The organism is Variovorax sp. PBL-H6 (genome assembly GCF_901827155.1).
Classification (GTDB): Bacteria; Pseudomonadota; Gammaproteobacteria; order Burkholderiales; family Burkholderiaceae_C; genus Variovorax.
Genome location: NZ_LR594659.1, coordinates 1,588,866 through 1,603,175 on the forward strand (window position 1 = coordinate 1,588,866; position 14,310 = coordinate 1,603,175).

At 68.1% G+C, this 14,310-nt stretch carries 11 protein-coding genes; 8 read left to right on the plus strand and 3 right to left on the minus strand.

The genetic code is table 11. The annotated features are described in order from the left end of the window. From G3W89_RS07555 to G3W89_RS07565, 3 genes are all read left to right on the plus strand, one after another. Positions 1-816, plus strand: coding sequence for an enoyl-CoA hydratase (locus tag G3W89_RS07555; protein ID WP_162573504.1), 816 nt, complete (start codon positions 1-3; stop codon positions 814-816). Between the two features lie 67 nt (positions 817-883). Beyond that, complete coding sequence (locus tag G3W89_RS07560) at positions 884-1,600, plus strand: GntR family transcriptional regulator (protein WP_162573505.1); 717 nt, start codon at positions 884-886, stop codon at positions 1,598-1,600. Between the two features lie 190 nt (positions 1,601-1,790). After that, positions 1,791-3,452: an AMP-binding protein gene (locus G3W89_RS07565; protein ID WP_162573506.1), complete on the plus strand. Its 1,662-nt coding sequence runs from the start codon at positions 1,791-1,793 to the stop codon at positions 3,450-3,452. A gap of 35 nt (positions 3,453-3,487) precedes the next feature. Here G3W89_RS07565 and G3W89_RS07570 read toward each other — a convergent pair whose 3' ends face one another. Further along, positions 3,488-4,729: an acyl-CoA dehydrogenase family protein gene (locus G3W89_RS07570; RefSeq protein WP_162577376.1), complete on the minus strand. Its 1,242-nt coding sequence runs from the start codon at positions 4,727-4,729 to the stop codon at positions 3,488-3,490. Positions 4,730-4,915: 186 nt separating this feature from the next. Between G3W89_RS07570 and G3W89_RS07575 the strand changes: the two genes are divergently transcribed. Next, a complete protein-coding gene (locus G3W89_RS07575) occupies positions 4,916-7,009 on the plus strand; it encodes a 3-hydroxyacyl-CoA dehydrogenase NAD-binding domain-containing protein (protein WP_162573507.1) in 2,094 nt (697 codons plus the stop codon). Positions 7,010-7,043: 34 nt separating this feature from the next. Then, positions 7,044-8,219 (plus strand): acetyl-CoA C-acyltransferase, encoded by a 1,176-nt coding sequence (locus G3W89_RS07580; RefSeq protein WP_162573508.1) that lies wholly within the window; start codon positions 7,044-7,046, stop codon positions 8,217-8,219. Between the two features lie 14 nt (positions 8,220-8,233). On the opposite strand, the gene G3W89_RS07585 is transcribed toward G3W89_RS07580, so the two are convergent. Then, positions 8,234-8,947, minus strand: a complete 714-nt coding sequence (locus G3W89_RS07585; RefSeq protein ID WP_162573509.1) for a hypothetical protein — start codon at positions 8,945-8,947, stop codon at positions 8,234-8,236. A gap of 7 nt (positions 8,948-8,954) precedes the next feature. Then, positions 8,955-10,019 carry a phosphotransferase gene (locus G3W89_RS07590; protein WP_162573510.1) on the minus strand — a complete coding sequence of 355 codons (1,065 nt, stop codon included), beginning with the start codon at positions 10,017-10,019 and terminating at the stop codon, positions 8,955-8,957. 176 nt (positions 10,020-10,195) lie between these two features. Here G3W89_RS07590 and G3W89_RS07595 point away from each other — a divergent pair, with 176 nt between their 5' ends. The 3 genes from G3W89_RS07595 (at position 10,196) to G3W89_RS07605 (ending at position 14,308) form a co-directional block, all read left to right on the plus strand. After that, positions 10,196-11,098, plus strand: coding sequence for a LysR family transcriptional regulator (locus G3W89_RS07595; RefSeq protein WP_162573511.1), 903 nt, complete (start codon positions 10,196-10,198; stop codon positions 11,096-11,098). Between the two features lie 679 nt (positions 11,099-11,777). After that, positions 11,778-13,028, plus strand: coding sequence for an ABC transporter substrate-binding protein (locus tag G3W89_RS07600; RefSeq protein WP_162573512.1), 1,251 nt, complete (start codon positions 11,778-11,780; stop codon positions 13,026-13,028). Between the two features lie 17 nt (positions 13,029-13,045). Beyond that, the gene (locus G3W89_RS07605; protein WP_162573513.1) at positions 13,046-14,308 is read left to right on the plus strand and encodes an ABC transporter substrate-binding protein; all 1,263 of its coding nucleotides are present in this window, start codon (positions 13,046-13,048) and stop codon (positions 14,306-14,308) included. The last annotated feature ends 2 nt before the right edge of the window (positions 14,309-14,310 follow it).

A 14,310-nucleotide genomic window follows, 5' to 3' on the forward strand; every position in this document is an offset into this window, starting at 1 on the left:
ATGACCTACCAGGACATCACCGCCGCGACCGAAGGCCGCATCCGCACGATCACGCTGAACCGGCCCGACCGGCTCAATGCGTGGACGCACCGCATGGAAACCGAGTTCCGCCAGGCCGTGCAAGCCGCCGAGGCCGACGACGCCGTGCGCGCCATCGTCGTGACCGGCGCGGGGCGGGGCTTCTGTGCCGGTGCCGACATGGACATCCTCGAGGCCGGCGCCGCGGGTGTGGCCGGCAGCGATGCAGCCGCCATGCCAGCGCCGACAGCCGCGGGCATCGACGCCAACTACGCCTGGCGCTTCAGCTACCTGCTGCGCGTGCGCAAGCCGGTGTTCGTGGCCATCAACGGGCCTATCGCGGGCATCGGCCTGTGCATGGCCGTGTTCTGCGACTTCCGCTACATGGCCGAGGGCCAGAAGCTCACCACCGCCTTTGCCAAGCGCGGGTTGATCGCCGAGCATGGCATCTCGTGGATGCTGCCTCGCCTGGTCGGCCCCACCCATGCGCTGGACCTGCTTCTCTCCGCCCGCACGCTGAACACGGCGGAGGCAGCCTCGATGGGCCTGGTGAAGGCGCTGCCCGCCGAAGGCTTCCTCGCGCGCGTCCAGGCCATCGCGAAGGACGTGACCGACAACGCCTCGCCGCGCTCCATCGGCGTGATCAAGCGGCAGGTGTACGACAGCCTGTTCCAGGACCTCGACACCGCCTGGCGCCGCGCGGACGAGGAGATGCAGGCCTCCTTCGGCAGCGAGGATTTCCGGGAAGGCGTGGCGCATTTCCTGGAAAAGCGGCCTCCCGCGTTCACCGGCCGCTGACAAGCGCCGACGTGAAATAACATATAAGCTATTTGACAAGGCGCGCCTACCCGCACGCTTCCATCCCATGGACGACATCCTCACCCGCGACAGCCTCAACGCACAGGCCTACAGCCGCCTCTGCCGCGACCTCAAGGCAGGCCGGTTCGCGCCCGGCGAGAAGCTCAAGCTGCGGGACCTCGCGGCCGAGATGGGCATCAGCCCGACGCCGGTGCGCGAGGCGCTGGCGCGGTTGATTTCCGAGCAGGCGCTCGAGCAGGTCGGCCACCACTCGGTGCGGGTGCCGGTGATGAGCGAGCAGCGCTTCGCCGAAGTGCGCGAGCTGCGGCTCATGCTCGAGGGCGAGGCGGCAGCGCGCGCTGCGCTGCATGCCGGCAGCGACGACGTGAAGAAGCTCGAGGCGCTGCACGAGCGCATGGCGGCCCTGCGCGAGGCCGGCGACACCGCGGGCGAGCTGCTCGAGTCGGAGCGCTTCCACATGGGCGTCTACGCGCTGGCCGACAGGCCGGTGCTGCAGCGCATGATCGAAAGCCTGTGGCTGCAGTGCGGACCCCTCATGAAGGCGCTGCAGACCCATGCGATCGGCCAGCCGCGCAAGCAGCACCCGCATCACATGGTGCTGCGCGGTCTTCGCAAGCGCGACGGCGAGGTGGCCCGGCGCGGCATCCACGACGAGATCGACCGCACCAGCGCGCCGATCCTCGCCTACCTGCGCGAGCGCGGCGAGGACGCGTCGGCGCAGCCCGCTCCGGCGGCACGCCGCGCGGCCCGCCAGATCGCCTGACGCGCCTGCCCGGCATGGGCGGCGCCCCGGCGTGGCGCTGGTCCATGCATCAGGACGATGCACCTCAATGCCCAATATTCATTGGGGTTCACTTGCCGCAGCCGGCGCGTGGCCGCATGATTGCGAAAAAAAAAGGCTTCCGCACCGCGGGCCAGCCCTGAAATGCGCAATCGACCGGAGACACGCCAGGATGATCGCCTACCGCCACGGCCAGAGGCCGCTGCACGAGTATTTGCGGGAGCATGCCCGCAGGACGCCCGACAAGCCTGCCCTGGTCTGGTACGGCCGGCGCATCAGCTACGCCGAGCTCGATGACCTGAGCGATCGCTTTGCCCAGAGCCTGCGCGAGCGAGGCATCGGCCAGGGCGACGTGGTCGCACTCTTCCTGCACAACTGCCCCGAATACCTGATCGCGCACTTCGGCGTGCAGAAGCTCGGCGCCATCGTGAGCCCCTGCAACCCGGACGCACGCGCCTACGAGCTCGAGCACCAGTTGACCGAGCTCGACGCCAGCGCCGTCGTCGCGGGCGAGGACCTCCTCAAGGTCGTGCTCGGCTCTCATGCGCTGCGCACGGTGGCCCATGTGTACGCGGTGCGCTATGGCGACATGCTGCCCGCCACGCTGGCCATGGACGTGCCGCCATGCATCCGGCTGCGGCACGAGCCGGCACCGCCGCTGCCCGGCTGCGTGATCGACTTCGCCAACGCGCTGGCCGAGGTGGGCCCCTTCACGCCGGTCGAGACCATCGCGATGGACGACGTCTGCCTCATGGCCTACACCTCCGGCAGCACCGGCCTGCCCAAGGGCGCGATGATCAGTTTCGAATGCGCGCTCTACAAGATCGCGGTGAGCGCGGACGGCTTCCGGCTGGGTGAAGGGGACGTGATGCTGGCCGACGTCGCGCTGCACCACATCTCCGGCATGATGACCGGCCTGGCGCTGCCGATCTACTGCGGCGCCACGGTCGTGCTGCTGCACCGCTTCGACGCCACGGCGGTGCTGCAGGCCATCGAGGCCTGCCGGGTGAGCTGGTGGTACACCATGGCGCCTTCGCTGCCTTCCGTCATGGCCTGCGACGATGCCGCCACCTTCGACCTCTCTTCGCTGCGTACCACCGTCGGCACGAGCTTTGGTGTGCAGCTGAGCGAATCGCTCGCGCGGCGCTGGAGCCGCTTCGCGAACGAGTGCCTCGTCTACGAGGCCGGCTATGGCCTGAGCGAAACCCACACCTGCGACACGCTGATGCCGCCGGACGCCATCAAGTGGGGCACCAACGGCAAGCCCGCACCCGGCGTGGAGCTGCGCATCGTCGACCCCGAGACCGGCCGCGAACTGCCGGCCGGCCAGCGCGGCGAGATCCTGCTGCGCAGCCCCATCCGCTACAAGGGCTACTGGCTGCATCCGGCCGCCACGCAGGCCATGCTGCTCGACGGCTGGCTTCGCACCGGGGACGTCGGCGTCGTCGACGAGGAAGGCTACCTGACCTTCCTCGGCCGCACCAAGGAAATGATCAAGGTCTGGAGCTACAGCGTGTTCCCGGAGGAGGTCGAGGCCATCCTCGCCCTGCATCCCGACGTGCGCCAGGCCGCGGTGGTCGGCCTGCCCGACCCCGACCGCGGCGAGGCCGTGCAGGCCTACGTGGTGCTGAAGGACGAGGCGGCGGCCCGCGTGCGCGCCGGCCAGCAGACCGACCGCGTCGACCAGAAGATCATCGAATGGTGCCTGCAGCACATGTCGCACTACAAGGTGCCGCGCACCGTGATCTTCCGCAGCGGCCTGCCATCATCTGAAAGCGGCAAGCTGCTGCGCCGGATGCTGCACGACCCGGCGGCATCGATGGCCATCAACTGAAAAGGGGCGCGCAGCCCCTTTTCGCGGTATTGCGTTCAGCGCACCGCGGCTGCGCGATATCCCGAGAGCTCGTGCTTGGCGATCGCGTTGCGGTGCACTTCGTCGGGGCCGTCGGCCACCCGCAGGTGGCGTGCGTAGGCGTAGAACGAAGTCAGCAACGTGTCCTGACTCAGGCCGGCCGCGCCGAAGGCCTGCATCGCGTCGTCGATCACCTGCACGCAGTTGTTGGGGGCGATGACCTTGATCATCGCGATCTCCTTGGCCGCCACCTTGTTGCCGACCGTGTCCATGCGCCACGCGGCGTGCAGCACCATCCAGCGCGTCTGGTCGATGAGCATCCGCGCCTTCGCGATGCGCTCGCGCCACACGCCCTGCTCCGACAGCGGCTTGCCGAAGGCGACGCGCGAGACCACGCGCTCGCACATCATCTCGAGCGCCGACTCGGCCATGCCGATCATGCGCATGCAATGGTGGATGCGGCCGGGGCCGAGGCGGCCCTGCGCGATCTCGAAGCCGCGGCCCTCGCCGAGCAGCAGGTTCGACGCCGGCACCCGCACGTTCTCGAACAGCACCTCGGGGTGCCCGAAGGGCGCGTCGTAGTGGCCCATGAGCGCCATGTCGCGCAGCACGGTCACGCCGGGCGTGTCGCGCGGCACGATGATCATCGACTGCTGCCGATGCCGGTCGGCGTTGTCGGGGTCGGTCTTGCCCATGAGGATGAAGAGCTTGCAACGCTCGTTCATCGCGCCGGTGATGTACCACTTGCGCCCGTTGATCACATAGTCGCTGCCGTCGCGGCGGATGCTGCACTCGATGTTGGTTGCGTCCGACGAGGCGACCGCCGGTTCCGTCATGGCGAAGGAGGAGCGGATCTCGCCATCGAGCATCGGGCGCAGCCAGCGCTCCTGCTGCTCGGGCGAGCCGTAGCGCGCGATGACCTCGGTGTTGCCGGTGTCCGGCGCGCTGCAGTTGAAGGCCTCGGCACACCAGTAGCGCCTGCCCATGATTTCGCACAGCGGCGCGTACTCGAGGTTCGTCAGGCCCGCTCCGTGGCCGGCCTCGGGCAGGAACATGTTCCACAGGCCGGCGGCGCGCGCCTTCGGCTTGAGCTCCTCCATCAGCGGCAGCGTGGTGTAGCTGCCGCCGTCGCGGGCGTTCAGCCAGGACTGCTGGGCTTCTTCCTCGCGCCGCTTTTCGTTGGGATAGATGTGCTCGTCCATGAAGGCGAGGAGGCGGGTGCGGAGGTCCTGGACCTTGGGCGTGTAGTCGAATTCCATGGTGTCGAAGGTGCGTGGGTGGGAAGAGCCCAGCGGAGTGGGGGATGACTCGATGGTGCCCCGACCCGGCCGCTTCGGGGGCCGTTCGGCATGAAGGCTTTTCATCCGGCGCATGCGTCTTGTTGATGCGGCTGCAGCGCCGGCTGAAGGAACATCGATGCGCATCCAATGGCGAAAGGAACCTACGTGACAGCCAGCTACGAAGTGCGCGACGGCATTGCCGTCGTCGCGATGGACAACCCCCCCGTCAACAGCCTGGGCCTGGGCAACCGCAGATTCATCGCGGAATCGATCGCGCGTGCGCAGGACGATGCCGAGGTCCTCGCCATCGTGCTGACCGGGAAAGGCCGCGCATTCTGCGGCGGCGCCGATATCCGCGAGTTCAACAAGCCCGAAGCCACGGCCTCGCCGGAACTCGTCGACGTGATCCGCCTGGTCGAGGGCAGCAGCAAACCCGTCGTGGCCGCGATCCATGGCGTCGTGATGGGAGGCGGCCTGGAGCTGGCGATGGGCTGCCACTACCGCATCGTGCAGAGCGGCACGCAGGTCGCACTGCCCGAGGTGCGCATCGGCATCCTGCCCGGCGCGACCGGCACCCAGCGGCTGCCGCGCCTGATCGGGCTCGAAGCCGCGCTCAACATGATCGTGACGGGCAACACGGTGATGAGCGACGTGCTGGCCGAGATGCCGTCGCAGAAGCTGTTCGACCGGCTCGTTCGGGACGACGTCGTGGCCGCCGCCATCGAGTTCGCGCGTGCCAAGGCGCAGCTTCGCCCGCTGCCGCGCTCCCGCGACCTGAAGGTCGAGCATCCGAACGCCGAGGCCTACCTGCAGTTCGCGCGCAACAGTGTCGCGGCGAGTTCGCGCAACTACCCCGCGCCGCTTCGCTGCCTCGACTGTGTGGCGCAGTCGGTGCGCCTGGACTTCGACGCGGCCGTGGACTACGAGCGCGCCGCCATCACCGAGCTCGTGTGGACGCCGGAGAGCGCTGCGTTGCGCCACGGCTTCTTCGCCGAACGCGCGGCCAGCAAGATTGCCGACGTCCCCGAAGACACGCCCCAGCGCGCCATCCAGTCGGTCGGCGTGATCGGTGCCGGCACCATGGGCGGCGGCATCACCATGAACTTCCTCAACGCCGGGGTCCCCGTCAAGATCCTCGAGATGAAGCAGGAGGCGCTCGACCGCGGCATCGCCACCATCCGCAAGAACTACGAGGCCCAGGTCAAGAAGGGCAAGCTCAAGGCCGACAAGTACGAGCAGCGCATGGCGCTGCTGTCCACCACCCTCGACTACAACGACCTCAAGGATGCCGACCTCGTCATCGAGGCCGTCTTCGAGGAACTGGGCGTCAAGGAGAAGGTCTTCAAGGAACTCGATCGCGTCGCCAAGCCCGGCGCCATCCTCGCCTCCAACACCTCGACGCTCGATGTCGACAAGATCGCCGCCTTCACGAAGCGCCCGCAGGATGTCGTCGGCATGCACTTCTTCAGCCCCGCCAACGTCATGAAGCTGCTGGAGGTCGTGCGCGGCAAGCACACTGCCAAGGACGTGCTCGCCACCGTCATGGCCCTCGCCAAGAAGATCAAGAAGACGGCCGTCGTCTCCGGCGTGTGCGATGGCTTCATCGGCAACCGCATGATCGAGCAGTACTCGCGCCAGGCCGGCTTCCTGCTCGACGAGGGTGCCACCCCGCAGCAGGTGGACAGGGCCATCGAGAAATTCGGCTTTGCCATGGGCCCCTTCCGGATGGGCGACCTTGCCGGCAACGACATCGGCTGGGCCATCCGCAAGCGCCGCGCCGTCGAGCATCCCGACATGAAGTACAGCCGCACGGCAGACAAGCTGTGCGAGCTCGGCCGCTTCGGCCAGAAGACCGGGGCAGGCTGGTACGACTACCAGGCCGGCAAGCGCGACGCCATCCCGTCGGCGCTCGTCAACAAGATGATCGAGGACCACCGCAAGGAGCTCGGCATCACCCCGCGCAAGATCTCCGACGACGAGATCGTGCAGCGACTGGTCTACGCACTGGTCAACGAGGGCGCCCATATCCTCGAAGACGGCATCGCCTCCAAGTCCGGCGACATCGACATGGTGTATCTCACCGGCTACGGCTTCCCGATCTACCGCGGCGGCCCGATGCACTACGCCAACCAGGTCGGTCTCTTCAACGTGGCCGAAGCGATGAAGCGCTTTGCGAAGAACCCGCGCGACGACGCGGCGTTCTGGCAGCCGGCCCCGCTGATCGAGAAGCTGGTGGCCGAAGGCAAGCAGTTCGGCTGAACCCCATCATCATCTCTCTGCAAAGGACTCCACCATGACCCGTGCCGTCATCGTCTCCACCGCCCGCACCCCGCTTGCCAAGAGCTGGAAAGGCGCCTTCAACATGACGCACGGCGCCACCCTCGGCGGCCATGCCGTGCAGCACGCCGTGGCGCGTGCCGGCATCGAGGCTGCCGAAGTCGACGACGTCATCATGGGCTGCGCCAACCCCGAAGGTGCCACCGGCGCCAACATCGCGCGCCAGATCGCCTTGCGTGCCGGCCTGCCCGTCACCACCTCGGGCATGACCATCAACCGCTTCTGCTCCTCGGGCCTGCAGACCATCGCCACCGCCGCGCAGCGCATCATTGCCGGCGAGGGCGAGGTCTACGTGGCCGGCGGCGTGGAGAGCATCTCGTGCGTGCAGAACGAGATGAACAAGCACATGCTGGCCGACCCCTGGCTGGTCAAGCACAAGCCCGAGACCTACTGGAACATGCTGCAGACCGCCGAGCAGGTCGCCAAGCGCTACGACATCGGCCGCGACGCCATGGACGAGTACGGCGCCGCCAGCCAGCAGAAGGCCGCCGCCGCGCTCGAGAAGGGCCTCTTCAAGGACGAGATCGCCCCCATCACCGTGCTGGCCGGCGTGGCCGACCCCGTGATGGGCCTGCGCACCAAGGAAGTGACGGTCGAGAACGACGAGGGCATCCGCCCCGGCACCACCAAGGAAGGCATCAGCGGCATCCGCCCGGCCATTCCTGGCGGCGTGATCTCGGCCGGCAATGCCAGCCAGTTCTCCGATGGCGGCGGCGCCTGCGTGGTGGTGGAGGAGGGCTACGCCGAGAAGAAGGGGCTGAAGCCCCTGGGCCGCTTCCTCGGCTTCGCGGTCGCGGGCTGCGAGCCCGACGAAATGGGCATCGGCCCGGTGTTCGCCATCCCCAAGGTGCTCAAGCGCCTGGGCCTGAAGGTCCAGGACATCGACCTGTGGGAGCTCAACGAGGCCTTCGCGGTGCAGGTGATCTACTGCCGCGACAAGCTGGGCATTCCGGGCGACCGGCTGAACGTGAACGGTGGCGCCATCGCGGTCGGGCACCCCTATGGCGTGAGCGGCCAGCGGCTGACCGGGCACGCGCTGATCGAAGGCAAGCGCCGCGGTGCGAAGAAGGTGGTCGTGACGATGTGCATCGGCGGCGGGATGGGGGCCGCGGGGGTGTTCGAGGTGCTCTGAACGCGTCGGGCCGCTCAGGCCCCGGACCGGAGGCGGAAAGCGATGCCCTGTGCGTTGAATGCAGCGCGCCGGGCGTCGCCGCACACATCGAAGCCTTGCGCCGATGCCTTGCGCACCAGCGGCGCGAGTTCGGCCGCGGCGAATTCCAGTGCGGTCACGCCGGTGCGCCCGTCCGCAGCCAGGGCGAAGCGGAGGTCGAAGGAGGCGAGGGTGACCCGTGGCAATCCGCCCTCGTCGCGCGAGGACCGCGCATGGAAGAGCTGCGCCCAGTGAAGGGCCACGCGCTCGGGCGCCCGGACCGCCAACTCCATCCCGCAGAGCCGATCGGCCCCATTGCCGCTTGCAGCGCGGCCGTCCTCGGCTGAACCCACCGGGGCTGCCTGCTCGCGCAGGTCGACCGTGCAGGCGCCGGTGTCCATCGCGTCGAGCCGAAGTCTTGGCGTGCAGCCCAGCGCCGAACCGTCGAGGGCCTCGATGCCGAGGCGCCGCAGGTGCGTGCGCTGCGTGCCGAGATCGTCGCAGCCCAGGTCCAGGGTGTTGCCCGGGGCGGCGCAAACCTCGAGCCATTGAGCGTCGAGCAGGAAGCGACCGCACGGTGAGTCCCCGGCTGTGCGCGGAGGCATTGCCGCCATACCGAGGACCTTGTCGAAGACCGATGCCACCGCGGCGGCATCGGCAGCCGCGAAGCGCAAGCCGCGAAAGCAGGGCGGATGCAACACTGGCGGCATCTCGCGATCAGGCCTGCGCGGCGCGCTGCCAGCCGAGTTCGGCCAGTTGCCGCGCCTGGCGGCCGGCATCGAGCGCGTGCGTGTTCGAGGCGTTCCCCGCCAGCGCACGGCCCATGATCCCTTGTGCAATCGCGGCGGCGCGGAACAGGTTGAAGGCGGTGTAGAAGCGCCACGCTTCCGGTGTTACGGCCGGAAGCTTGCGGCGCTCGCAGTAGCGTGCGAGATAGCCCTCTTCGGAAGGCAGCCCCAGTGCTTCCAACTGGCTGGCAGACAGGTCGCCGAGTCCGCGGAACGGCGGCGGCAGTTGCCAGGCCATGCAGTGGTAGGCGAAGTCCGCCATCGGGTCGCCCAGGGTCGAGAGTTCCCAGTCGAGCACGGCGATGATGCGCGGCGCATCGTGCGCGAACACCAGGTTGTCGAGGCGGAAGTCGCCGTGCACGATGCGCGTCGCCGTTTCCTGCGGCACGTGTTGCGGAAGCCATTCGATGAGCCGCTCGACCGCCTCGATGCGCTCGGTCTCGCTGGCCCGGTACTGTCGGCTCCAGCGCGCGATCTGGCGCTCGATGTAGTTGCCCGGGCGACCGTAGTCGCCGAGGCCCACCGCGTGGACATCGACCTCGTGCAGCGCGGCCATCACCCTGTTCATCTCGTCGCAGATCCGGCCTCGCTCGTCCGCGCTCGCATCGGGCAGGCGAGGGTCCCACAGGATGCGGCCATCCATGTAGTCCATCACGTAGAACGCGGTGCCGATGACCGCGTCGTCCTCGCACAGCGCATGCACGCGCGGGACCGGCACGTCCGTGTCGGCGAGCGCCTTCATGACCCGGAATTCGCGATCCACGGCATGGGCCGAGGGCAGCAGCGTGCCCGTCGGCTTGCGGCGCACGACATAGCGGTTGCTGGCGGTCTCGACCAGGAAGGTCGGGTTCGACTGGCCGCCCCTGAACTGCGAGACGCGAAAGCCCGCGCGTACGCCATCGTCGACGTGCGAGTCGAACCACCGCTGCAGCGAGCCCTCGTCGAAGCGGTGGCGCTCGTGGACCTCCGTCGTGCCGCTGAACGCCTCGCTCATGGGGCCGTGGGTCCGCAGGGCCGTCGTCGGATCAAAGGGATCATGGGGCTTGTCTCCTCGGTGAATGCAGGTGCAGAGCGTCTCGCGGCATGATGGTGCGCGTTCTCGGGAGACAGCCTAAGGGCACCGCCCCCCGGGAAGCCAATGAATGCTTGGAATAGACCTGGATACAGCGAATGCATATCTCGAGAGTCGACCTCAACCTGCTCGTGGTGCTCGACACCATCTACACGGAAGGCGGCATCACCAAGGCCGCCGAGAAGCTGCACCTGACGCAGCCGGCCATCAGCCATGCGCTGGCGCGCCTGCGCGACCTCTTCAACGATCCGCTGTTCGAGCGGCAGGGCCACCGGATGGTGCCGACGCCGCTGACCAAGCGGCTGATCGATCCGCTGCGCGGTTCGCTGCAGTCGATCGGTTCGCTGCTGAACGACACCCAGAGCTTCGAGCCCGCCGTTGCGAGGAAGCGCTTCGTGATCGGGCTGCGCGACTTCATGGAGTCGACGGTGATGTCGCCGCTGATGCGTGCCCTGGCGCTCGAGGCGCCGGAGGTCGAGGTCTCGAGCGTTCGCGCCAATCGCCGCAGCCTCGAGAGCGAGCTGGCCGCCGGCACGCTCGACCTGGCGGTGGACGTGCTTCTTCCGTTGTCGGACGCGGTCAAGTTCAAGCGGATCAGCGTCGACGGGATGGCCGTGGTGGCCCGCAAGGGGCATCCGGCGATCGATGGGTCGGTGGACCTGGACACCTATCTGGCGCAGCGCCACATCCTCGTGACCTCGCGACGCCAGGGGCCCGGCTTCGAGGACATCGAGCTGCGGCGCATGGGGGTGCAGCGGCAGGTGGCGCTGCGATGCCAGTTCTACTTTGCGGCGTGCCGCACGGTGTCGGAGACCGACCTCGTGCTCACGATGCCTGAGAGCTATGCGCACATGGCCAACCGGCAGTTCGGCAACCAGGTGCTGGCGTTTCCGGCGCCGCATTCGTCGATGGACGCCTACATGTATTGGCATGCGAGTGCGGACAACGATGCGGCGAATCGGTGGCTTCGCAATGTGCTGATGCGGTGCTGCGTGCGGTGAACGTGCGAATGAAGGGCTTTGACAGCGTGCGCGTGCGCAGGCATGCGGTATGCCCTGTGCCGGCCGACGTCGCCGGCCGCTTCGCGGCTGCCCTGCGCTGCTCGCGTCAGGCGGGGTCCGCGCAAACTCGCCTTCGGCTCAGACACGCGCGGCCCTGATCCGCCTGCCGCTGCGCTGCTCGGCGGCGCCTCAACGGCCGGCCCAGGGCATACCGCACGCCTGCGTGGATAAGCTCGGGGTGAGGCTCCAGACGTTCGAGGTCTGAGGTCCGAAGTGCACGCAACGCCCGAACACTCCCAAGCCCGGCATGCGGTGCGGGTTGGGCGACCCCTCTGCGGCGCCGAGGAGCGCAGCCTTTCGCGGATCAGGGCTCGCGACTGTTTGAGCCGCAGGCGAGTTTGAGCGAGACCCCGCGAAAGGCGAGCACCGCAGGGAAGCCCCGAAGGGGCCGCCGCAGTGGGGTCGACCGGCCCGTACCGCGTGCCGGGCGTGCATCCAACGACGGACCCCTTCTCCATTCAACGATGGACCCCTTCTCCATCCAGCCACGGCGCCCCTCCACGTCCACGCATGCGGGTTTTCGCCAGTACGCCTCCTGCCCCTCGACCTGTAAATTTCAATCTGTTATAACAAATTACGCGCCAGAGATTGTTCCGGCGCATCACCGCAGGAGACACCGATGTCCATGAAAAGGCGCCACTTCCTCCAGTCCACCGCAGCCGTCGGCGTGCTGGGCCTGCCCGCGATGCGAGCCGCCCGCGCCCAGGCCGGCCCGGTTCGCATCGGCGTGATGCTGCCGATGAGCGGCATCGGCGCGGAGGCCGGTGCAGCGTGGCTGGCAGGCGCGAAGGTCGCGGCCGAGCAGTGGAACGCAAAGGGCGGCGTGCTCAAGCGCAACGTGGAGCTGGTCGTGCGCGACGACAAGTTCACCAGTGCGGGCGCGGTCGCGGCAGCGCGCGAGCTGGCCGGCAGCGGGGTCAACCTGTTGATCGGCGGATCGCAGTCGCCCATGGCGCTGGCCACCGCACCGATCCTGCCCGAGCTCAAGGCCATGATGGTCGCGCCGTGCCCGACGGTGATGTCGCTCACGCACGAGAACTTCCAGCCGAACTTCTTTCGCCTGTCCTGGAACGCCTACATTGCCTTCGCCGGCATCGGCAACATGCTCACCGACCGCTTCAAGGACGTGCAGACCTGGTCGTGCATCGTGCCCGACAGCGAGAACGGCCGCGACATGGCGCGCTTCTTCACCATCGGCGTGCAGCGCGCCGCCGCCAAGGCCGGACGCCAGGTCAAGGTGCTGGAGCCGGTGTTCGCCAGCCTCAACAAGGCCGACTACAAGATCGAGATCAACAGCCTGATGAACGCGCCCTCGCAAGGGCTGTTCGTCGGACTCACCGCCGCGCCCTGCATCAGCCTGCTGCAGCAGGGCCGCGCCGTGGGCATGGACAAGAAGTTCAAGGTGATCGGCGACGCCGGCACCGAACTGATGATCGCCAAGGCGATGCAGAAGTCCACGCCCGCCAACCTGTGGAGCATCAGCTACTGGGTGCCGGGCACCGACGCCGGACGGCGCAACCCCCTGAGCACGCCGCTCTACGAAGCCTACGTGAAGCTCACCGGCGACAAGAACCCGCCGAGCATCGTGCAGTCGAGCCACCGTTGCGCCCTCGGGCTCTTCAACGCGATCCAGAAGGCGGGCAGCACCGAGACCGACGCCGTCATCGCCGCGCTCGAAGGCCTCACCTTCGACACCGCGGTGGGCAGCTACCACGTGCGCAAGGAAGACCACCAGGGCCTGGGCACCGCGTACATCGCCAAGGTGGGCGCGCGCGATGCAGACCCGGGCTACGGCATCGTCGATGCCATTGCCTACAACGAAGCCGACGTGGCCGAGCCGCCATCGCCGGGCAAGGCGATCTCGCTGTGAGCGCGAAGGAAACGACGATGACACTCAAGCGCAGAACCCTCGTGCAGGCCGCAGGCGCTGCGGCCTTGGTGGGCGCCGCCGGCAGCCGGCTTTCACCCTTGGCGCGTGCCCAGGGCGCGCCCATCCGGATCGGCGCCATGCTGCCGATGAGCGGCATCGGCGCAGAGGCCGGCGCGGCCTGGCTGAACGGCATCAAGGCCGCGCAGCTGCAATGGAACGACAACGGCGGACTCCTCGGCCGACAGATCGAGATCGTGGTGCGCGACGACAAGTTCACCAGCGCGGGCGCGGTCAGCGCGGTGCGCGAGCTGGCGGGCGAGGGCGTCAACGTGTCGATCGGCGCCGGCCAGTCGCCCATGGCCCTGGCCATTGCGCCTATCCTGGCCGAGCTCAAGAGCGTGGTGGTGGCGCCCGCGCCGAGCGTGATGTCGGTGACGCACGAGAACTTCAGCCGCAACTTCTTCCGCCTGTCGTCCAACGCGCTGATGCTCTACGGCGGCATCGGCAACCTGATGACGAGCAAGTTCAGCGACGTGGAAACGTGGGCCGTGATCGCGCCCGACAGCGAGAACGGCCGCGACGTCGCGCGCTACTTCAAGCACGGCGTGATGGGCGCGGCGGCCAAGGCCGGGCGCAAGGTCCAGGTGCTCGAGCCTGTGTTCGCCAGCCTCAACAAGGCCGACTACAAGATCGAGATCAACAACCTGATGAACTCGGGCGCGCAGGGCCTGTTCATCGGCCTCACGGCGGCGCCCTGCGTCAGCCTGCTGCAGCAGGGCCGCGCCGTGGGCATGGACAAGAAGTTCAAGGTGATCGGCGAGGCAGGCACCGAGCTGCTGATTGCCAAGGCCATGCAGAAGTCGACCCCGCAGAACCTGTGGGGCGTGACCTTCTGGGCGCCGGAGCTGGAGCCGTTCAAGAGCCAGTTCCCCGTCAGCAAGCAGCTCAGCGAGTACATCCTCAAGGTGGCCGGCACACCCTACGTGCCGGGCATCGTGCAGGCATCGCATCGCTCCGCGCTGGCCATCTTCAACGCGGTGAAGAAGGCCAATTCGACCGAGACGGAGCCGGTGATCCAGGCGCTCGAGGGCCTGCAGTTCGACACGGCCGCGGGCCCGTACCGCATCCGCAAGGAAGACCACCAGGGCGTCGGGTCGTTCTACTTCGCCAAGATCGGCGCCCGCGACACGCCGCCGGGCTACGGCCTGGAACAGGTGATCCGCCTGGACGAGACCGAGATCGTCGAGCCACCATCGCCGGGCAGGAAGTACGAGGGCTGAAC